The following is a 21,180-nucleotide window of genomic DNA, read 5'->3' as shown; positions in this document are numbered from 1 at the left end:
GTATGCGACCACTCAGCACCTCGCCGACCCGGGAACGGCATGTGGCCATGGCGGCCGAACTGGCCGCGGTCTTCCGCGAGCGGGCCGCGGAGTACGACGGGAACGCCGAGTTCCCCCATCGCAACATCGACGAACTGCGGGACGCGGGGTACCTGAGGCTGACGGTTCCCGAAGAACTCGGCGGACTCGGCGGTGACCTCACCGACATGGCCGCGACACAGGAGGCGCTGGCCTCGGGATGCGCCTCCACGGCGCTGACCGTGAACATGCACCTGTCGATGGCCGGCCAGCTCGCCAGGAACTGGCGCACCACCGGCGACGAACGAGCCCGGCGGACACTCGGCGACATCGCCGACGGCAAGGTGATCCTGATGGGGGCCACCGCCGAGCCGGGGCACGCACTGGTGCGCAGTACCGGTGCCAAAGCGCGCAAGACCGAAGGAGGCTACCTGGTCACGGGGGACAAGACCTTCGGGACGGGCTCGGCGGTCATGACCCACATGACGTCGATGGCCGTGTACCGGGAACACCCCGACGGCCCGCACGTCCTCGTCTTCCGCGTCCCCGCCGACGCTCCCGGCGTCCGCGTGCTGGAGGGCACCTGGAACTCCTCCGCACTGCGGGCGACCCGCAGCGAGAACATCGAACTCCGCGACGTCATGGTGGCCGAGGACGACGTCCTGCTGAGCTTCCCCGTGGGCTCGCTGGACGGCTCGCTCCTGCAGACCGTGTGGGGCTGGGCCATGCCCACCTTCGCTGCGGTCTACCTCGGAGTCGCCGTGGGGGCCCTGGAGCAGTGCGTGCAGGACGTCCTGAGCCGCGGCTGGGAGAACCGCCCTTACGTGCAGGTGGCGATCAGCGAGTGCGAGGCGTTGGTCGAGACGTCCCGCGCCCTCATCGAGCGGACGGCACGCGAGGTGATGGGGAACGCCCTGTGGAGTTCGATGAGCATCCAGCAAGGCATGTCCCGCGTCGTACTGACCAAGATCGTCGGAACCAACAACGCCGTGGAGGTGGTCGACCGCGTGATCAGGGTGATGGGCACGCCGGCGTTGCGTCCCGGCTCCCCGTACGAGCGCGCGCACAGGGACGTGCGGGCCGGGACCATGCACCCGTACGGCAACTCCGATGCGTGCGACCTCATCGCCGCGACCGCGTTCGGGATCGAGGCCGCCCCGGCGAACCCTCCCCGGCTGGGCAGGCTCGCCGAGCCGGCTCCCCGCGACGGATGACGACCGGTTCCACCGCCTCCGAACGGAACCGGCTCCACCTCGACCTCGGGCACAAGGGGACCACATTGAACAGAGAAAGCGCGCTGCGCCTCATGGAGCATTTCCTGGCCGCGTACAACGAAGGAGAACCGAAGCACCTGGACCACTGCCTGCATCCGGACTACCGGCACCCGAACCCGGCGGCCGAGCGGGGCATCGAGGGCATGCGGGCGGCGGTCCGGCGCTGGGCGGCGTCGGTGGAGGATCTGCGACTGACCCTCGACGACCTCGTCGTCGAGGGGGACAAGGTCGTCGCACGCATGACCTTCAGCGGCCGGCAGGTCGGCACGATCCTCGGCATCCCGCCTTCCGGTGAGCGGTTCTCCGTCGGCCTCATCGACATCTTCCTCGTCGAAGACGGCCTGTTCGCCCGGCACTGGGACCAGATGGACCTGCTCGGCCTGCACCGGCAGCTCGGTGCCCTTCCGGCGTAGACGAGACCCTGGGGAAGACATGTGCGGGATCACAGGCTGGGTCGCGTTCGAACGCGACCCTCGAACCCAGCGCTCGGCCGTGGAGGCGATGACGGAGACCATGGCGTGCCGCGGTCCGGACGCCGCGGGCACCTGGTACGGCCGGCACGTCGCTCTGGGGCACCGGAGACTGGCCGTCATCGACCCGGCCGGCGGCGCGCAACCGATGGTCGCGGACGAGGACGGACACGTCGCGGCGGCCGTCTCCTACAGCGGAGAAGTGTACGACTTCGACCGGCTCCGACGGGAACTGCACTCCGCAGGGCACCGGTTCCGGACCCGCAGCGACACCGAGGTGGTGCTCCGCGCCTATCTGGAATGGGGGGCCGGCTTCGCCCGGCGGCTGAGCGGCATGTTCGCCTTCGCCCTCTGGGACGCCCGCCGCGAGGAGCTGTTACTGGTCCGCGACCGGCTGGGGGTCAAGCCGCTCTACTACTACCCCACCGCGGACGGCGTGCTCTTCGGATCCGAGCCGAAGGCCATCCTGGCCCATCCCGAGGCGCGGGCCCGCCTCGACGCCTCCGGCCTGCGGGAGCTCATGACGTGGGCGGGCACACCGGGGCACGCGATCTTCAAGGGCATGTTCCAGGTCCGCCCCGGGCACATCGTCCGGGTCTCGCGCGAGCGGACCGGCGAGACCGCGTACTGGGAGCTGGAAGCCCGCCCGCACACCGAGGACCTGCACGCCACCATCGACCGGGTCCGCGGACTGCTGCGGACCGCGGTCGCCTCCCAGACCGTCGCGGACGTTCCGCTGTGCTCGCTGCTCTCGGGCGGCCTGGACTCCAGTTCCGTGGCGGTGTTCGCCGCGGACGCGATGCGGGCGCGGGGGGAGCCGGCCCTCAACTGCTTCTCGGTCGGCTTCACCGGACCCGCCCCGGCCGCCGGTCCCGGACCGATCGACGACGCCGGCTACGCGACGAAACTGGCCTCCCAGATCGGCGCCGCCCACGAGACCATCACCCTCGACGCGCGGCTGCTGTCCGATCCCGCGACGAGGGCCGCGGTGCTCCGCGCCCGTGATCTGCCGCAGGGCCTGGCCGATATGGACACGTCCCTGTACCTGCTGTTCAAAGCGGTCCGGCAGCGCTCCACCGTCGCGCTCTCCGGTGAGGGCGCCGACGAGCTCTTCGGCGGGTACCCGTGGTTCCACGACGAGGCGACCACCCGCGCGCAGACGTTTCCCTGGATGTACACAGGCGGTGTCAGCGTGCCGCAGGGACCCTCGTTCCTCGACCCGTCCCTGCCCGAGCGCCTCGCACTGGACGAGTACCGGGCGGCCTGTTACGCGGAAGCGGTGGCCGCCGTCCCCTCCCTCCCCGGGGAACCGGAGCCGGAACGGCGCATGCGCAGGGTCGGCCATCTCTTCCTCACCCGTTTCCTGCCCATGCTCCTGGAACGCAAGGACCGCATGAGCATGGCCGTCGGACTGGAGGTACGGGTACCGTTCTGCGACCACTCCCTGGTGGAGTACCTCTTCAACGTCCCGTGGCCGATGAAGGCCTTCGACGGACGGGAGAAGAGCCTCCTGCGCGCGGCAATGGCCGCTGATCTCCCGGAGTTCATCCTGGCCAGGAGGAAGGCGCCCTACCCGATGATCACCGACCCGGACTACGACCGGATGCTCAAAGGCCGGCTGAGCGAGATCATGGAGGACCGCGGAGCCCCTGTGCGCGCGCTCATGGACACGAAGAGCGCGCAGCAGGCGTTCGCCGCGGTACGGCAGGCGTCACCGGAGGGATTGCGCTTCCTGCGGGTCGGATTCGAATCGCTGATCAGGATCAACGACTGGATGCGGGACTACCGGGTGGAGCTCGGGGAGTGAGGCCGCGCCGAAGACGTCACATGGCGCAGGACTACCGGGATCCGCACGAGCAGCACACGAAATCGGAGTGAGGAACATGGCCCAGGAGACAGGCCGACGGTTCGACGGCGTCCGCCAGCCGATCCACCTGCATGTGTGGCCGCATCCGTCCCCGGCGTACGTCGCCGTCTTCGTCCACGGATACGCCGACCACGCCGGGCGGTACGGCCATGTGGCGAACGCTCTGGTCAGGCACGGCGCCGCCGTCTACGCGCCGGATCACATGGGCAGCGGTCTGTCGGGCGGCAGACCCGCACTCGTGGAGGATTACGAGGAGGTCGTCGCCGACCTCCGCACGGTGGTGGGACAGGCACGCGCCGACCATCCCGGCCGCCCGGTGGTCATGATCGGCCATTCCGTCGGCGGGACGGTCGCGACCCGCTACGCGCAGCGTCACGCCGACGACCTCTCGGCACTCGTCCTGGTCGCTCCGGTACTCGGCGCCTGGAGCACGGCGACATCGCTGCTGGCCTTTGAAGAGATCCCCGAGATGCCGCTGGACGTGGGAGCGGTGATGTCGAGGGATCCCCAGGAGGCACGGCGTTACAACGAAGATCCGCTGATCTGGCACGGCGCCTTCGTGCGGAGGACGCTGGAGGCGATCGCCGCGTCGCTGGAGCGGATCGACAGGGGAGGAAGCCTGCTCTTCCTGCCCGTCCTGTGGCTGCACGGCGACGCCGACATGCTGGCCCGGCTCGAGGAGAGCAGAGCGGGGATCGAGAGGATACGCGGGGCCTATCTCACCGAGCGCATCTACCCGGGTGTGCCGCACGGCATCTTCCACGATGTGGAGAAGGAACACGCGATCGCGGACACCACCGCGTTCATCGAGAGCGCCCTCACCCTGATCGGCGACTCCGGGCGTTGAGACCGCTCCGCCGTTTCGGTGCCCGTCCCGGAGGGCGGGCCCATCGTGTGCACCTTCGTCCACTGAGGAGCGACAATGAGCGTGCTACGACCGCACCTGCGGGCGACTCTCGCAGACCTGAGCGAGCGCCGGCCGGAATCCCTGACCAGCACTCCGACGGACACCTCCCACCCGCTCGCGAACAACGAGTCGCCGTTCGCGCCGCTGCCGTCGGTGGCCGAGGCGATGGCGGCAGCGGTCGGACGGGTCAATCGCTACCCCGATGCGGCAGCCGGTGGACTCGCGAACGACATCGCCGCATGGCTGCAGGTCGGAAGCGACCAGGTGGTGGTGGGCTGCGGGTCGGTCGGCGTGCTCCAGCTGCTGTTCGAGATGGTCGGCGAACCGGGCGCGGAGGCGCTCTACGCGTGGCGCTCGTTCGAGGCGTATCCGATGTTGGCGGAGCTCGCGGGGCTGAAGGCGGTGGCCGTACCGCTCCGCGGCGAGCGGCACGATCTGCCGGGGATGGCCGCCGCGATCACGCCCCGGACCCGCCTGATCGTCGTCTGCAACCCCAACAGCCCCACGGGCACGACGGTGAAGCGCGCCGAGCTCGAGGACTTCTTCGACGCCGTGCCCGACGGTTGCCTGGTGGTGCTGGACGAGGCGTACCGGGAGTACGTCAGGGACACCGGCTCTCCCGACGGACTCCGCCTCCAGCGGGGGCGCCCCGACGTGGTGGTGGTCCGGACCTTCAGCAAGGCCTTCGGACTCGCCGGGCTCCGGGTCGGATACCTGGTGGCCGACCCGGCGATCGCCGCCGGAGTGCGTATGCTCCGCCTGCCGTACTGCGTCAACCAGCTGGCGCAGGTGGCGGCGTCCGCGTCGCTGCGCGCACAGGACGAACTGACCGCCCGGGTCGAACGGACCGTGAGGGAGCGGGATCGCGTCCGGAGCGCGCTGCTCGGCGCCGGCTGGCCGGTCCCGCCGAGTGAGACGAACTTCCTCTGGCTGGGGTTGGGAGAGGAGTCCGCCGGTTTCGCCGAAGTCTGCGCCGCCCACGAGGTCAACGTCCGGATCTTCCCCGGTGACGGTGTACGGGTGACGATCGGCGAGCGGAAGGCCAATGACGCGTTTCTGGCGGCGGCCAAGGAGTACCGGCGCTCCCACTGATCCGTCTGCAGGACGGGCCGATGCCTCTCATTCCCCGTCCCGCCCGCGGTCCCCGGCTCATGGTGGAACCGCACCGGCTGCGCCGCAGGGCCGCCGCTGCACGGGCCGTCGCCTCTGCGCCGTCACGCGGTCAGCGCTCGGAGGAAGACGTGCTTGACCGACGCGATCACCTGCTCGATCGGGAAGGGATCCTCGGCTGTCACCCACTCCAGCAGGATGGATTCCATCGCGCCGTTGAGACCGCGCGCGGCCATACCGGGGTCGACCGTGTCCGGCAGGTCGAGGTCCGCCCCGGTGACCTGGAGGAACGCCGCCGCGTTCATCTGCACCGTCCCCGCCAGGTAGGCCGCACTCGCCCTGGCCCGTTCGGCGTACATGATCTGGGCCCGGCGTGGATCGTCGGTGATGAAGCGGATGTAGGCCTCGATCCCGGCCTCGAGGACTCCTTCCAGAGTCCTCGGCGCTTGCGCGGCGGCCTGGGAGGCCACCTGCACGCTCTGTTCCACGCACCGGTGGTAGATGACCTCCAGCAGTTCCTCGCGAGTGGCGAAGCACTCATAGAAAGCGCGGTTGGAGATCCGTGCGATCATGCACAGTTTCTCGATCGTGGTACTGGTGAAACCCAGCGTGCCGTACAGGGCGAAACCCGCGTCGATCAGTCGCTCCCGGCGGTCGGCCAGCCGCTCCTCGGATGTCATTCCCTGGTAGATCCTGTCACTCATGCACGTCCTCGCCGCGGGGGAGGACCTGCCGGGCCCATGTCCCACTTCCACCTCACCGTTTCCGTTCACCGATCTTCGGCATTATCGCGGCCGGCGGGAGGGACGCGGTTCAGCGGGGGACGAGGGGCAGGACGACCGCCGAGGGGCGGGACGGGTCGTGGAAGACCTCCTGGTCGGCGATGACCATGGCGCTGCCGGTGCCCAGGGGGTCGCCGGTGCCGAGGTTGCGGGCGACGCGGGGGTAGGCGCCGCTCGCCACGTGCACCCGGATGCGGTGGCCGCGGCGGAAGCGGTGGCCGATCGGCCACAGGTCCACCTCGACCCGGCGGACGCCGTCGGCGTCGGGCACCGGGTCGCCCGGGGTGAGCCGCCGCACCCCCTCGCACACGTTGTAGGACGCGCCGCCGGGGTGCACGTCGCAGACCCGGACCACGACGTCGGTGTGCCCGGTGCTGGAGCGCAGGTACAGCTCGGCGGAGACGGGGCCGATCATCTCGGTGTCCTCGCGCAGCTCGGGGCCGGTGTAGACGAGCACGTCGCGCCGGGCCTCCAGGCGCCGGTTGTCGCGCGGTTCGGAGTTGCCCAGCAGCACCGGGCCGCCCAGCGCCGGGGTGGGGTGCGCCGGGTCGTAGCGGTAGCGGTCCGGCTCGGAGTCCTCCGGGCCGCCCGGGTCCAGCCCGCCGCCGGGCCGCAGGTGCCAGCGCTGCGGGCGCATGCCCGGCACCGGCCAGTCGGGGTGGTCGCGCCACTCGTCCGCGCCCGTGACGAAGAGCCGGACCGGCTGCTCCCGCAGGCCCGACAGGTCTCCCATGAGGTGGGCCCGGAACCAGGACAGCGCGTCGGCGTTGGCCGCCCGGGTCTGCCGCACGTCCGCGTGGTACCACGGGCCGATGGTCAGCTGCGGCCGCCGCCCGGCGGCCCGCATCGCCAGGTAGTCCTTCAACTGCCAGGGCAGGAAGACGTCGTACCAGCCGCCGACCATGGTGACCGCGGCCTCCACCTCGCCCACCGAGGCGGAGAAGTCGCGCCTGCCCCAGTAGGCGGCCGGGTCGGCGTGGTGGGTCAGCAGATCCTGGAAGAAGGGCACGGCCCGGCCCGCCGACAGCACGTCCAGCTCCGCCAGCGGGCGCCCCGACAGCGCGGCCCGCCGGGTCCTGCGCGGAGCCGTCAGCGCGCCGAAGGGGCTGTCGATCGAGGCGGTCAGCGTGGTCCAGATCAGCGACGACTCCAGCGCGAACGCCCCGCCCACGTAGGCGGCGTCGCGGAACTGCGAGGCGGTCACCGAGGTGGCCATGGCCTTCAGGTCGGGACCGGCCTCCGCGGCGATCGCCCACTGGGCGTAGCCGAGGTAGGAGGGGCCGTGCATCGCCAGGCTCCCGCCGTACCAGGGCTGCCCGCGCAGCCAGGCGAGGGTGGCCAGTCCGTCGTCGTGCTCGTCGAGCGGGCTCGGCAGGCCGCCGGAGCCGAAGCTCCCCCGGCAGCTCTGCATGACCACCTGGAAGCCCCGCCGGGCGAAGGCCCGGCCGTACATGAGCCCGAACATCCCGCGCCTGCCGTACGGCGAGCGGATCAGGATGGTGGGCGGCCGGACGGCTCCCCGGGGGACGTAGCGGTCGGCGAGCAGGACCACCCCGTCCGGCATCGGGACCGGGAGGTCACGCTGGACCGCCACCCGGTGCGCGGTCTGAGGCCTGGCGGACCGGCCCGGCCAACTAGGCCATGTCGTAACCATATGTCCTCCTCGTCCGGTTTCTTACCCGCTGGTAATAGAACAAAGCTCGCGCCTGAGGTTGCGAACCGGCAAGACATGCCGGGTGCTTTTATTTCATCGCTTGATGAACAATGCTGGTCCCATGACCGACGTCCTGGTGATCGGCGCGGGCCCCACCGGCCTCACTCTGGCGGCCGAGCTGGCCCGCCACGGCCTGGCGCCGCGCGTGGTCGAGCGCGCCCCCGAACCCCCGCCGACCTCGCGGGCGCTCGTCGTCCAGCCGCGCACGCTGGAGGTCTTCGACGACATGGGGGTCGCGGCGGAGGCGCTGGCCGAGGGCCGGGAGGTCGACGCCTTCACCGCGGTGTTCCCCGGCCCCCGGCCGGTGCGACTCCGCTTCGACGCGGACCTGTCGGGCTCGCCCGAGCTGGACACCGCCTATCCGCGGCCGTTGATGCTGCCCCAGGACCGGACCGAGGCGCTGCTCACCCGGCACCTGGCCGGCCTGGGCGTGGAGGTCGAGCGCGGCGTCGCCCTGGAGTCCTACCGGCAGACCGGGGACGGGGACGGCGGCGGGGTGGTCGCCCTGCTGCGCCACGCGGACCGGCGGGTGGAGCGGGCCGCCGCCCGCTGGATCGTCGGCTGCGACGGCGCGCACAGCACGGTCCGGGAGCAGGCGGGCATCCCGTTCGAGGGCACGACCTACGGCCGGGAGTTCATCATGGCCGACGCCCGGCTGGACTGGGAGCTCCCGGACGGCGAGCTCTACCTCTTCCCCGGCGGCGGCCCGCTCTTCGAGGACAGCGGCATCCTCGCCGCCTGGTCCATGCCGGGCGAGCACCGCTTCCGCGTCTTCGGCGACGTCCCGCCCGGCCGGGGAGACCCGGCCCTGGCGGACTTCCAGCGCCTCCTGGACGAGCGGCTCCCGGTCCCCGCCAGGATCATCGAGGCGAACTGGGTCTCCCGCTACCGCCTGCACCGCCGCGGGGTGCGCCGCTACCGGTCCGGGCAGGCGTTCCTGGCCGGGGACGCGGCCCACATCCACAGCCCGGCGGGGGGCCAGGGCATGAACACCGGCGTCCAGGACGCCTACAACCTCGCCTGGAAACTCGCCCTGGCCGCGGCCGGAACGCCGGACGGCCTGCTCGACACCTACCACGCCGAGCGCCACCCGGTGGGAGCCGCGCTGCTGCGCACCACCGACCGGGCCTTCGGACTGGCGGTCGCGGCCTCCGCCACCGCCAGGTTCGTGCGGCGGCACCTGCTCAGGCACCTGGCCCCCGCGGTGCTGGAGCGCCCGTCGGCCCGGCGCACGCTCGTGGGCGCCATCTCCCAGCTGAGGGTCGGCTACCCGGGCAGCCCGATCTGCGGCCAGGACGGACGGTGGCACGGAGGGCCCGGCCCGGGCGGCCGGGCCTGGGACGCCCCGGTCCTGGGCGGAGGCGTGCACCGGCTCCACGAGGTGCTGCGCGGCACGCACCACACCGCCCTGCTCTTCACCGCGGGCTCCCCGGCCGAGCCGCTGCTGCGCGCGGCGCGGGAACTGGAGGGCCGGTACGGCCCGCGCCTGGTCGCCCGGGTGGTCGCCCCGGACGGCACGGGCGACCTGTCCGACCCGGACGGCCTGCTGCACCGCCGCTACGCCGCGGAGCCGGGATCGGTCTACGTCATCCGGCCCGACCGCCACGTGGGTTACCGGGGCCGTGACCCGCGGGACGCCGCGGACGACCTGGGCGTACGGCTGGGCGGGCCGCCCGGCTGACGCCGCCTGACGTGACGGGCGCGATCCGTCCGGCCGACGCCGGACACGGCGGGCGCGACCCGTCCGGCGCCGTACGGGCGCGCTGGGCACGGTGGGCACGGTGGGCGCCGCCTGCCCGGGCCGGTCGACGCCGGTGGCGGCGGGCCGGGCGGCTACGGTCGCGTAAGGAGCGGAGAGCGCGGCAAACTACTGCGACATGTCATCAATAACCTCGTATGTCGCTCTTGGGGACAGCTTCACCGAGGGCTTGAACGACCACCTCGGCGGCGACCGCTACCGGGGCTGGGCCGACCGGCTGGCCGAACTGCTGGCGGCCCGCGAGTCGGGGTTCCGCTACGCCAACCTGGCGGTCCGGGGCCGGCTGATCGGCCGCATCGCCGACGAGCAGGTGCCCCAGGCCGAGGCCCTGGCGCCGGACCTGGTCTCGCTCTGCGCCGGAGGCAACGACATCCTGCGCCCCGGCGGCGACCCCGACGCGATCGCCGCCCAGCTCGACGCCGCCGTGGGCAGACTGCGCGCCACCGGGGCCCGGGTGCTGCTCTTCACCGGCTTCGACCTGCGCCAGGTCCCGGTGATGCGCCTGGTCCACCACAAGATCGCCGTCTACAACCTGCACATCCACGACATCGCCACCCGGCACGGCTGCACCCTCGTGGACCTGTGGGCCATGGGCGTGCTCCGCGACCGCCGCGCCTGGAGCGAGGACCGCCTCCACCTGTCGGCCGACGGCCACCGCAGGATCGCGCTGCGCGCCGCCGAGGCCCTCGGCCTGCCCGCCGAGGAGGACTGGCGCGAGCCGTACCCGCCGCTGGGCCCGTCGGTGTGGGCCGAGGCGCGCAAGGAGGACCTGCGCTGGGCCCGCATGTTCCTGGCCCCGTGGGTCAACCGCCGCCTGCAGGGCCGCTCCTCCGGCGACGGTCTGGGCGCCAAGCGACCCGAGCTCGCTCCCGTGTCGATGATGTTGCCTGACCACGGCTGACGCCGGTACTCTTGCGGGCATGCGAAACCCCGGAACCCTTCAGTGGTGGCGCCGCTTCTAGGCGGCGCAGGTTTCGCACACGCGAGCAGAGGGACGGCCGCCCGGGGAGGCGGCCTTTTCTGCGTCCGCCTCCCTGGCATCGGAAAAACACCAACGAGGGGCGAGACTGCAGTGGAGACGAGCGGATATACCACCGCCGGAGGCATCAGGGTCGAGGTCGCGACGGCCGACGTCCCGGAGACCGTGCTCGACGACGTCGTCAGCACGCTGGGCGAGCGGCGCGGCGGCGTCCTCTCCTCCGGGATGGAGTACCCCGGCCGCTACAGCCGGTGGCACCTGGCCTACGTCGATCCCTGCCTGGAGATCGTGGCCAGGGGCCGCACCGTCACCGCCCGGGCGCTGAACGCCCGGGGCCGCGTCGTGCTGCCGGCGGTCGCCTCCTGCCTGCTGGCCGCCGGAGAGCCGGTCTCCGAGCCGGCCGCCGACCGGGTCGAGGTGCACGTCCCGGAGTCGGCGGAGATCCTCCCCGAGGAGATGCGCAGCCGCCGGCCCACGGTCTTCACCGCGATCCGCGAGGTCATCGCCGCGTTCAAGGGCGAGAACGAGCACCTGGGCCTGTACGGCGCCTTCGGCTACGACCTGGCCTTCCAGTTCGAGCCGATCCGGCAGGTGCTCACCCGCGCCGCCGACCAGCGCGACCTGGTGCTGCACCTGCCCGACCGGATCATGGTGATCGACCGCAAGCGGGAGACCAGCAAGGAATACCGCTACGAGTTCACCGTGGACGGCGTCTCCACGCACGGCCTGCCCCGCGACGGCGAGAGCGTCCCGCTGCCGCCCGCCCCCGCCGAGCTCCCGGCCGACCCCGCCAAGGGCGCCTACGCCAAGGTCGTCGCCGCGGCCAAGGAGAAGTTCGTCCGCGGCGACCTGTTCGAGGTCGTCCCCGGGCAGGTCTTCCACGCCCCCTGCACCGACCCGGCCGCCTTCTACCGGGGACTGCGCAAGGCCAACCCCGCGCCCTACGAGTTCCTGTTCAACCTCGGCGAGGGCGAGCACCTGGTCGGCGCCTCCCCGGAGATGTACGTCCGGGTCAGCGGCGACCGGGTGGAGACCTGCCCGATCTCCGGCACCATCGCCCGCGGCGGCAACCCGGTCGAGGACGCCGAGGCGATCCGCACCCTCCTGTCGAGCGTCAAGGAGGAGTCGGAGCTGACCATGTGCACCGACGTGGACCGCAACGACAAGTCCCGCATCTGCGTGCCCGGCAGCGTCCAGGTCATCGGCCGCCGGCAGATCGAGATGTACTCCCGCCTGATCCACACCGTGGACCACATCGAGGGCCGCCTGCGCCCCGGGTTCGACGCCCTCGACGCCTTCCTCACCCACATGTGGGCCGTCACCGTCACCGGCGCCCCCAAGACCTGGGCGATGCAGTTCATCGAGGACCACGAGGCCACCACCCGCCGCTGGTACGGCGGAGCGGTCGGCTACATCGGCTTCGACGGCTCCATGAACACCGGCCTGACCCTGCGCACCGCGCAGATCAGGGAGGGGGTCGCCACCGTGCGGGCCGGGGCCACGCTGCTGTTCGACTCCGACCCCGACGCCGAGGAGCGGGAGACCGAGCTCAAGGCCAGCGCCCTGCTCGGCGCCCTCGCCGCGGTCGCGGCCCGGACCGCCGAGGCCGGGGCGGCGGCCCCCGCACCGGCCGCGGCGCAGGCGCCGGAGCGGCCCGGCGAGGGCATGAAGGTGCTCCTGGTCGACCACGAGGACTCCTTCGTCAACACCCTGGCCGACTACTTCCGGCAGCAGGGCGCCGAGGTCGTCACCCTCCGGCACGGCTTCCCGGCCGAGATGATCGACGAGATCGACCCCTCGCTCGTGGTGCTCTCACCCGGCCCCGGCTGGCCGTCGGACTTCGGCCTGCCGGCCCTGGTCGACGCGCTCTACGCCCGCGGCCTGCCCGTCTTCGGCGTCTGCCTCGGCCTGCAGGGCATGGTCGAGCAGGCCGGCGGCACGCTGGAGCTGCTGTCCTACCCCGAGCACGGCAAGCGCGGGCAGGTCAAGCGGATGGGCGGGAGCGCCCTGCTGGACGGCCTCCCCGAGGAGTTCGTCGCCGCCCGCTACCACTCGCTGCACGCCAAGCAGCCGGGGGTCGACGGCTTCACCGTCACCGCGCTCACCCCCGACGGCGCGGTCATGGCGATCGAGGACGTGGCACGGCGCCGCTTCGCGGTGCAGTTCCACCCCGAGTCGATCCTCACGGCCGAGGGCGGGGCGGGCGCGCGCATCATCGCCAACGTCCTGAAGCTGTCCCGGCCGGTGGCCTGAAACGGCGGCACGGACACGCTCGGTGGTCGTACAGTTACTCCTGACATAGGGCTGCGGGCGGACCGGTCGGACCGGTCCGCCCGCGGGCATGTGAGAGGAGCCGACGATGCGACCGCAGGACGCGCTGCCCGACGGGCTGCCCGTCGCACTGCCCGACGCCGTCCGGGAGGCACTGCTGGCGCCGCTCGTCGACCACCACTGCCGCGGCGTGCGCCGCGACGACCTGGTGCGGGCCCGGTTCGAGCTGCTGATCACCGAGGCGGACGCCCCCGCTCCGCCCGGCACGACCCACTTCGACACGCCCGCCGGCGCCGCCATCCGGCGCTGGTGCGCCCCGCTGCTGGACCTGGAACCGCACACCCCGCCCGCCGTCTACCTGGCCCGCCGCGCCGAACTCGGCGCGGAGGAGGTGAACCGCCGGATGCTGCGCGGCGCGGGGGTCGCCGCCTTCCTGGTCGAGACCTCCCCGGAGTCACCGGAGCTGCTCTCGGTGACCGAGACGGGCAGGCACGGCGAGGCCGCCGCCGACGAGATCGTCCGGATCGAGCAGATCGAGCACGAGGTGGCCGAGACCTCGGGTGCCGGCGTCTCCTACATCTCTGCCCTGGAGGGCGAGCTCGCGGACCGGGCCGCGCGGGCCGCCGGGCTCGCCTCGGCCATCGCCCACCGGTACGGCCTCGACTTCGATCCGGCCAGGCCGAGCCGGGGCGCCGTCATCGCGGCGGCCAACCGGAGGCTGTCCGACCCCAAGGAGCCGCTGGCCGACCCGGTGCTCCTGCGCCACCTGCTCTGGACCGCGGTGGAGGTGGCCCGGGCGGGCGGCCTGCCGCTGCAGTTCCACACCGGGCACGGCGGGCCGGAGGCGGCCCCGCACCGGGCCGACCCGGCGCTGATGGCCGGATTCGTCCGGGCGCTCCAGCCCATGGGCGTGCCGGTCATCCTGCTCGGCTGCCGCCCCTTCCACCGCCAGGCCGCCCACCTGGCGGCCGCCTTCCCGCACGTCTACGTGGACGTCGGAGGCGCTCCGGCCCGCGCCGGGGCGGACGCCGTCATCGAAGAGCTGCTGGAGCTGGCGCCCTTCCACAAGCAGCTGTTCGGTTCCCACGCCCACGGCGTGGCCGAGACCTGCTACCTCGGGGCGCTGCAGCACCGCAGGGCTCTGGCCAGGGCCCTGGCGCTCCGGCTGGCGGCCGACGAGTGGAGCGCCTCCGACGCGGCCCGGGTGGCCTACATGATCGGCTCGGGCAACGCCCGCCGGGTCTACCGGCTGTAGCCGTCAGGTGGTTCCTGGCAGGTGAGAAAGCCGATCGAGCCCCCGGTGCGACTCCGCGGCAGGGGGACTCTAGGGTGGTCGGCGACCCATTTCACCTATCCTGAAAGGTTCTTCCGAGTGGACGACAGCCAGCCGCATTTTCTGAACGACGTGACCGTGGAGCTGGTCAAGCACAGTGCTTCGGACACCGACGTGCTCTGGGCGGCCCGGGTGTCCACTGCGGGGGAGCAGTCCCTGGACGAGATCGGCAAGGACCCGGAGCGGTCCAGGGGACTGATCAACTATCTGATGCGGGACCGGCACGGCAGCCCGTTCGAGCACAACTCGATGACCTTCCTCGTCAGCGCGCCGATCTTCGTCTTCCGGGAGTTCCACCGCCACAGAGTGGGCTGGTGCCTGGCGGGGGACTCGGAGATCACGCTGGTGAGCGAGAAAGGTCATGTCCGCAGGCGGACGATCGCGGAGCTGTACCGTCTCTGGCACCACGGGGTCGAGGACACCCTTCCCCGGATCCGGGGAGGTGTGTCATGGCGGGCCAAGGCGGGGAAATGGAACGCGCAGGTACGGCTTGCGGGCGAGCTTCACTATCTGGGTCTGCATGACACGAAGGAGTCGGCCGAAAGCGCGGTGGCCGCGTTCAGAGCAGCGAACCCCTCCAAGCGGCTGAGGAAGCTCGATTCGGTCCACCGTAACCATGCGCGCTGTTATGACGAGACGACCCTCCTGGCATCACGTGCGAAGATCCTGGACGTCATGGAGTCCGGCGTCAAGAGACTGATCCGGCTGACCACGGTCGGCGGCAAGTCGGTGAGATGTTCCATTGATCACGCGATGCTCACGCCGGACGGCTGGCGGAAGGCCGGTGAGCTGAAGGTCGGAGACGACCTCATGGTGGCCGGGACGGCTCCGCGCCCGTCCGAGGGGTTGGTTCCTCCGTCGCTGCGGCGTGGTATCGGCGTCTGGACCTCCATGCAGCGCCTCCGGCTCATCAAAGAGGCCGACACCTGCTATGTGTGCTCCGGCGTGTTTCCCCGAGAGGATCTCACGCTCGACCACGTCGTTCCGGTGGCCGCCGATCTGCTGAAAGCGCTTGACGAGCGCAACCTCGCGCCTGCGTGCCGGCCGTGCCACCGCAAGAAGACCGACTCCGAACAGGCGCTGGCGAAGCGCGGCGGGAAGATCTCCATTGCGAAGCCTGATCCGATCGCCTCGATCGAAGAGGACGGTGAGGAGATGACGTACGACCTGGCGGTCGAAGGCCCATGGCACAACTTCCTCGCCAATGGAGTCGTGGTCCACAACTCGTACAACGAGGAGAGCGGAAGGTACCGCGAGCTTCAGCCCAGATTCTACGTTCCCGGTGCGGAGCGCAAGCTGGTGCAGGAAGGGCGGCCGGGCAAGTACGTCTTCGTGGAGGGGACCGCGGAGCAGCACAAGGTCGTCACCGAGGCGATGGAGTCGGCCTACCGGCAGTCGTACGCCGCCTACCAGGAGATGCTGGAGGCGGGGGTCGCCCGCGAGGTGGCCAGGGCGGTGCTGCCCGTCGGGCTGTTCTCCTCGATGTACGCCACGTGCAACGCCCGCTCGCTGATGCACTTCCTGTCGTTGCGCACCAAGAGCGAGCAGGCCAGGGTGCCGTCGTTCCCGCAGCGTGAGATCGAGATGGTGGCCGAGAAGATGGAGGCCGCCTGGGCGGAGCTGATGCCGCTCACCCACGCGGCCTTCGTCGCCAACGGCCGCGTCGCCCCCTAGGTTCCGCGCTGCGCATGGTCGGCAGATCGGCGATCATGCGTTGGAGGGGCGGGGCGAATCGCCGCGAAAGGTCCTGCAAGTCGTCCCGGCTCAGCGGCTTACGGGAGTCTCCTGCTCCAGGCGCGACAGCTTCTCGGGATTGCGCACGTGGTACGCGCCGGTGACGTAGCCGCTCTCGACCCGCACCGCCAGCACGCCGTCGATCTCCCCGTCGACGCGGACGAGCAGCCCCGGGCCGCCGTTGATCTGGACCAGCTCGACCGACCGTTCGGCGTCGCGCTTCCACCAGCCGGCGGCCAGCAGGCGAGCCACCTTGCCGGCCCCCACGACGGGCCGCGGCAGGGCGTGTCTGACTCCGCCGCCGTCGCTCAGGGCGACGACGTCCGGGGCGAGGATGTCGAGCAGGCTCTGCAGGTCGCCGGTCTCGACCGCTCGCTGGAAGGCCTGGAGCGCGGTTCGGGCCTCGGCCGGGGAGGCGACGCCGCGGGGCCGGCGCGCGGCGACGCGGGCGCGGGCGCGGTAGGCGATCTGGCGGACCGCGGCGGGACTCCTGCCGACGGCTTCGGCGATCTCGTCGTACTCCAGGCCGAACACCTCGCGCAGCACGAACACCGCCCGCTCGGTCGGCTGGAGCGTCTCCAGCACCAGCAGCATCGCCATCGAGACGCTGTCGGCGAGTTCGACGTCCTCGGCCACATCGGGTGCGGTCAGCAGCGGTTCGGGCAGCCACGGCCCGACGTAGGACTCCTTGCGGCGGCCGAGCGCGCGCAGCCGGTCCAGTGCCAGCCGGGTGACGATCCGCACCAGGTAGGCGCGCTGCTCGCGCACGGTGGCCAGATCGACGCCCGCCCACCGCAGCCAGCTCTCCTGCAGGACGTCCTCGGCGTCGGCGGCCGAACCGAGCATCTCGTAGGCGACGGTGAACAGCAGGCTGCGGTGAGCGACGAACGCCTCGGTGGCCGGATCCACGCGGTCGGCACGATCGAGCGGCTCGGCCGTGTCCGCGGTTCGTTCGCTGCGCTCGTTCACGCCCGGCTCCTGCCTGTTCGTTCTCAGCCCTGCGCCAGGCACTAGGACGCCGGTTCGCACCGCTCCGTAACACCCACGGCAGGTGACCTATGTCACATGGCCGCACTGTCACAGCGATCGGGGCGCCGACGTCTCGTTTCCGTCAGGACGCCGCGCAAACGATCCGTACGGCACCCGACATCACGAGTTGAGACCGAGAAGGGAAGACCTCACCATGTCCACACCTGTGGCGACCGGCCTCCGGTCGCGTATGCCCAACCCCCTGCCGTTCGTCCCCGAGCTGGCGGTAGTCGGCGAAGGCCTGCACAAGGTCATCAAGAACGGCTCGATTCCGCAGGTCACCGTACACCTGCTGCAACTTCGCGCCGGACAGGTCCTCGGCAGCACGTACTTCACCATCCGGGAAACCGGGAACCTCCGCCAGGCAGGGGAATCAGAGGAGCGCATCACCGCCGTGGCCACCTGGCGGGACGCCACCTGCTTCACCGAAGCCGAACGGGTCGCGCTGGAACTCGTGGAGGCGGTCCTCACCCCGAACCCGTCCGGGGAACGCGTCCCCGACGAGCTGTACGCCAAGGCGTCCGCGCACTATGACGACAAGGCGCTCTGGACGCTCATCATGGCGATCGCCCACATCGGCTTCTTCACCCCCGTCGCGCTCATCGCCAAGCCGATCCCCGGCATGCCCCCCGGCCAGAACTACAGCGAGTAAGAAAGGCACCCGATATGAGCACCATCACGTTCGCGGTGGCGGGAGCGACCGGACGGCTGGGACGCCACGTCGTCGACGTCCTGGCCGAACGGGGGCACCGGGTCGTGCCGATGTCCCGAGCCACCGGTGTGGACGTCATCACCGGTGAGGGCCTCGCCGAGGCCCTCACCGGGGCCGAGGTCATCATCGACGTCGCCTCGTGGCACTCCTCCGAGCAGGCCGCGGCGACGGAGTTCTTCCGCACGTCGGCCCGCAATCTGCACGAGTACGGCCGGCAGGCGGGGGCCGCCCGGATCGTCGTGGCCTCCATCATCGGCGCCGACAAGGCCACCGCCGGTTTCCTGGCAGCCAAGAAGGCGCACGAGGAGCTCCTGCTGTCCGGCCCGCTCCCCGTCCGCATCCTGCGGGCCGCGCAGTTCCACGAGTTCGTCGGCCAGCTCCTGGACTGGCAGCCGGGCGACGTCGCCCGCATCCCGGCACTGCCCACCCAACTGGTGGCCTGCCGCACCGTGGCAGAGGAACTGGTCGACCTCGCCCTCGCTCCCGGCGAGCCCACCCCGGGAGCACCGATCCCCGAGATCGCCGGACCCCGCAAGGAGACCATGGCGCAGGCGGCCCGGCTCCTCGGCGCCCGGCGCGGCGTCAAGGTCGTCGGCGTCGACGGCTCCGGCGTGCCCGATGCCGAGCTCGCCGCCGACGGCGCCTTCCTGCCCGGCCCGCACGCCAAGCTCGCCGGACCCACCTTCCAGGAGTGGCTCGACAGCCGGTCTTGAGCCGGTCGTACGGCCCGGTCCCGCCCGTGGCCGAGAGCCGCCCCTGACGGTCTCCCGCAATCACCGAATGAAAGGACAGAAGGTGGCGAAAGCTCTGGAACTGCCGCTGCACATGCGGCGGAACGGGCTCGACCCTGTCGAGGAACTGGCCCGGGCCCGTGACAACGAGGGTGTGGTGCGGGTGAAGACGCCGTTCGGCGTGCCCGCGTACGTGGTCTGCCGCCATGAGGACGTCCGCAAGGTGCTGGCGGATCCGGCACGGTTCAGCAGCGCACTGACACCGTTCCCGGGATCCGGGCAGCTGAACGCAGACGAGCTGGCCACGATGCAGGCCGGGCAGCTGATCGGATTCGACCCGCCCGAGCACACGCGCCTGCGCCGGATGCTGACCCCGGAGTTCACGGTACGGCGCATGCGCAGGCTGGAGCCGCGGATCACCGAGATCGTCCAGGCGGCTCTGGACGATCTGGAGCGGGTCGGCAAGCCGGCCGATCTGATGGAGCACTTCGCGCTGCCGGTGCCGTCGCTGGTGATCTGCGAGCTGCTGGGCGTGCCGCATGCCGACCGCGCCGGATTCCACGAGCGTTCCGTGCGGCTGCTGGACACCTCCTTGCCGATGGAGCAACGCGTCGCGGCGCAGCTGGAGGACCGCGCCTACATGGCCGACCTGGTCGCCCGCGCCCAAGCCGACCCGGGCGAGGACATGCTGGGCATGCTGGTGCGCGAGCACGGCCACGATCTCAGCACCGACGAGCTGATCGGCGTCGCGGGACTTCTGCTGCTGGCCGGGCATGAGACCACCTCGAACATGCTCGGCCTGGGCACCCTGACCCTGCTCCGGCACCCGGACCAGATGGCGATGATCCGCGAGGATCCGGCGCTGATCGAGTCCGCAGTCGAGGAGCTGCTGCGCTGGGTGTCCGTCGTGCAGTCGCTGCCGCCGCGCACGACCACGACGGATGTGGAGATCGCCGGGCATGCCGTCCCCGCGGGATCGCTCGTGATCTGTTCGTTTCCCGCCGCCAACCGCGACCCCGCCTTCGTCGGCGATCCCGAGACACTCGACATCACCCGGGGAGCCTCCGGCCACGTCGCCTTCGGCCACGGGGTGCACCACTGTCTCGGGGCGCCGCTGGCGCGGATGGAGATGCGCATCGCCTTCCCAGCGCTGCTGCGGCGCTTCCCCGGCCTCGCTCTGGCCGATCCGGAGGAGCAGGTGGACTTCCGCGTCTTCAGCCTCGTGTACGGCGTGCACACGCTGCGGGTGACCTGGTGACCTGGTGACCTGGTGAGCAGAGAGCCGGCGCCTCACCCACCCGGCTCGCTTCACGCCGTCGGTGAGCTGCCGGCTCAGCACATCAGAGCACCACGGCGCGCACGGTCAGCACGTCCGGCAGGTGCCGGGCGACGGTGAACCAGCTCTCCCCGTCGTCGCGGGAGCCGTACACCTCGCCGTCGCGGGTGCCGAAGAAGACGCCCGCAGGTGAGGCGCACATCGCGTCGCGCAGCACGGTCGAGTGGACCGGGTCCTCGGGCAGGCCGGTGCTCAGGGCCTGCCAGGAGCCGCCCGCGTCGTCGCTGCGGAAGACCCGGCAGCGGTGGTCGACGGGGGTGCGGTCCATGTCGGCCTTGAGCGGGAAGACGTAGACCGTGTCGGGCCGCTCGGGGTGCACGACGATCGGGAAGCCGAAGTCGGACGGGAGCGAGTCGCCGATCGAGGTCCAGGACCCGCCGAAGTCGTCGCTGCGGTAGACGCCGAAGTGGTGCTGGAGGAAGAGCCGCTCGGGCCGGGCCGGGTGGCCGGTGACCTTGTGCACGCACTGGCCGAACTCGGGGTACTGCGACCCCTCGGGAAGGAACGGCGCGCGGATCCCCTGGTTGGCCGCCTCCCAGGAGGCGCCGCCGTCGGTGCTGCGGTAGAAGCCGCCGGTCGAGACGGCGATCGCGATGGTCTTCGGGTCGCTGGGGTGGGGCAGCACGGTGTGCATGCAGAGCCCGCCGCCGCCGGGATGCCACTGGGCCCGGTGCGGGTGGTTCCACAGGCCCTCGACCAGGGAGAACGTGATCCCGCGGTCCTCGGAGCGGAACAGCGCCCCCGGCTCGACTCCGGCCCAGACGACGTCGGGCTCGCTGGGGGAGGGCTGGAGCTGCCAGACGCGCTCCAGCGCCGCGCCGGTCTCCTCGGGGAAGGCGATCGGGGCCTGCTCGGCCTCCTGCCAGGTGCCGCCGAGGTCGTCCGACCACATCACGGACGGGCCGAAGTGGCCGTATTCGATGCCGGCGAGGAGGCGGGGCGACGGGCTCCGGGTGTCGATCGCGACCGCGGAGACCCCGATGGTGGAGAAGCGGACCGGATCGACCTCGAACGGGCCGCCGCCGGTGGAGCGGGCCAGGAACAGCCCCTTGCGGGTGCCGATGGCCAGGAGTGCGTCGTGCATGTCGTCTCCTTATCTCGTCGGCCCCATGCTCGCACGGTGCGAACCGTATCGCACGCTTTATCGGATCAAC

Annotated in this window: 17 protein-coding genes; 13 read left to right on the top strand and 4 right to left on the bottom strand. The window is 71.5% G+C overall.

Features of this window, described 5'->3' with window-relative positions; genetic code table 11:
- Positions 1–2: 2 nt before the first annotated feature.
- The 5 genes from IEZ07_RS23405 to IEZ07_RS23385 all read left to right on the top strand — a co-directional run bounded on the left by IEZ07_RS23405 (position 3) and on the right by IEZ07_RS23385 (position 5,628).
- Positions 3–1,232, top strand: coding sequence for an acyl-CoA dehydrogenase family protein (locus IEZ07_RS23405; protein WP_191896687.1), 1,230 nt, complete (start codon positions 3–5; stop codon positions 1,230–1,232).
- A 65-nt stretch (positions 1,233–1,297) separates the two neighbouring features.
- Positions 1,298–1,705, top strand: a complete 408-nt coding sequence (locus IEZ07_RS23400) for an ester cyclase (RefSeq protein WP_191896686.1) — start codon at positions 1,298–1,300, stop codon at positions 1,703–1,705.
- 19 nt (positions 1,706–1,724) lie between these two features.
- The gene (asnB, locus tag IEZ07_RS23395; RefSeq protein WP_191896685.1) at positions 1,725–3,569 is read left to right on the top strand and encodes an asparagine synthase (glutamine-hydrolyzing); all 1,845 of its coding nucleotides are present in this window, start codon (positions 1,725–1,727) and stop codon (positions 3,567–3,569) included.
- 76 nt (positions 3,570–3,645) lie between these two features.
- Positions 3,646–4,476, top strand: a complete 831-nt coding sequence (locus IEZ07_RS23390) for an alpha/beta fold hydrolase (protein WP_191896684.1) — start codon at positions 3,646–3,648, stop codon at positions 4,474–4,476.
- A 75-nt stretch (positions 4,477–4,551) separates the two neighbouring features.
- Positions 4,552–5,628, top strand: a complete 1,077-nt coding sequence (locus tag IEZ07_RS23385; RefSeq protein WP_191896683.1) for a histidinol-phosphate transaminase — start codon at positions 4,552–4,554, stop codon at positions 5,626–5,628.
- Between the two features lie 122 nt (positions 5,629–5,750).
- Here the strand turns inward: IEZ07_RS23385 and IEZ07_RS23380 are convergent, their stop codons facing one another.
- Positions 5,751–6,350, bottom strand: a complete 600-nt coding sequence (locus IEZ07_RS23380) for a TetR/AcrR family transcriptional regulator (protein WP_191896682.1) — start codon at positions 6,348–6,350, stop codon at positions 5,751–5,753.
- Positions 6,351–6,459: 109 nt separating this feature from the next.
- On the bottom strand, positions 6,460–8,022 hold the full coding sequence (locus IEZ07_RS23375; RefSeq protein WP_239320907.1) for a CocE/NonD family hydrolase: 1,563 nt from the start codon (positions 8,020–8,022) through the stop codon (positions 6,460–6,462).
- Between the two features lie 181 nt (positions 8,023–8,203).
- Here IEZ07_RS23375 and IEZ07_RS23370 point away from each other — a divergent pair, with 181 nt between their 5' ends.
- From IEZ07_RS23370 to thyX, 5 genes are all read left to right on the top strand, one after another.
- Positions 8,204–9,823 (top strand): FAD-dependent monooxygenase, encoded by a 1,620-nt coding sequence (locus IEZ07_RS23370; RefSeq protein WP_191896680.1) that lies wholly within the window; start codon positions 8,204–8,206, stop codon positions 9,821–9,823.
- Between the two features lie 196 nt (positions 9,824–10,019).
- Positions 10,020–10,802 (top strand): SGNH/GDSL hydrolase family protein, encoded by a 783-nt coding sequence (locus IEZ07_RS23365; RefSeq protein WP_191896679.1) that lies wholly within the window; start codon positions 10,020–10,022, stop codon positions 10,800–10,802.
- A 171-nt stretch (positions 10,803–10,973) separates the two neighbouring features.
- On the top strand, positions 10,974–13,133 hold the full coding sequence (locus tag IEZ07_RS23360) for an anthranilate synthase component I (RefSeq protein WP_191896678.1): 2,160 nt from the start codon (positions 10,974–10,976) through the stop codon (positions 13,131–13,133).
- A 106-nt stretch (positions 13,134–13,239) separates the two neighbouring features.
- The gene (locus tag IEZ07_RS23355; RefSeq protein ID WP_084008743.1) at positions 13,240–14,406 is read left to right on the top strand and encodes an amidohydrolase family protein; all 1,167 of its coding nucleotides are present in this window, start codon (positions 13,240–13,242) and stop codon (positions 14,404–14,406) included.
- Positions 14,407–14,523: 117 nt separating this feature from the next.
- Positions 14,524–16,158: an FAD-dependent thymidylate synthase gene (thyX, locus tag IEZ07_RS23350; RefSeq protein ID WP_191896677.1), complete on the top strand. Its 1,635-nt coding sequence runs from the start codon at positions 14,524–14,526 to the stop codon at positions 16,156–16,158.
- A gap of 90 nt (positions 16,159–16,248) precedes the next feature.
- Here thyX and IEZ07_RS23345 read toward each other — a convergent pair whose 3' ends face one another.
- Positions 16,249–17,187, bottom strand: coding sequence for an RNA polymerase sigma-70 factor (locus tag IEZ07_RS23345; RefSeq protein WP_191896676.1), 939 nt, complete (start codon positions 17,185–17,187; stop codon positions 16,249–16,251).
- A 214-nt stretch (positions 17,188–17,401) separates the two neighbouring features.
- On the opposite strand from IEZ07_RS23345, the gene IEZ07_RS23340 reads away from it, so the two are divergent.
- The 3 genes from IEZ07_RS23340 (at position 17,402) to IEZ07_RS23330 (ending at position 19,948) form a co-directional block, all read left to right on the top strand.
- On the top strand, positions 17,402–17,899 hold the full coding sequence (locus tag IEZ07_RS23340) for a carboxymuconolactone decarboxylase family protein (RefSeq protein WP_191896675.1): 498 nt from the start codon (positions 17,402–17,404) through the stop codon (positions 17,897–17,899).
- A gap of 14 nt (positions 17,900–17,913) precedes the next feature.
- Complete coding sequence (locus IEZ07_RS23335) at positions 17,914–18,672, top strand: SDR family oxidoreductase (protein WP_191896674.1); 759 nt, start codon at positions 17,914–17,916, stop codon at positions 18,670–18,672.
- Between the two features lie 82 nt (positions 18,673–18,754).
- Positions 18,755–19,948 carry a cytochrome P450 gene (locus tag IEZ07_RS23330; protein WP_239320904.1) on the top strand — a complete coding sequence of 398 codons (1,194 nt, stop codon included), beginning with the start codon at positions 18,755–18,757 and terminating at the stop codon, positions 19,946–19,948.
- An 82-nt stretch (positions 19,949–20,030) separates the two neighbouring features.
- Here IEZ07_RS23330 and IEZ07_RS23325 read toward each other — a convergent pair whose 3' ends face one another.
- Positions 20,031–21,110, bottom strand: a complete 1,080-nt coding sequence (locus IEZ07_RS23325; protein WP_191896673.1) for a WD40/YVTN/BNR-like repeat-containing protein — start codon at positions 21,108–21,110, stop codon at positions 20,031–20,033.
- Between the last annotated feature and the right edge of the window lie 70 nt (positions 21,111–21,180).

Source organism: Planomonospora parontospora (genome assembly GCA_014647935.1).
Classification (GTDB): domain Bacteria; phylum Actinomycetota; class Actinomycetes; order Streptosporangiales; family Streptosporangiaceae; genus Planomonospora; species Planomonospora parontospora.
Note: the sequence above shows the minus strand (reverse complement) of the source record. Positions and strands in the feature narration are given on the sequence as shown.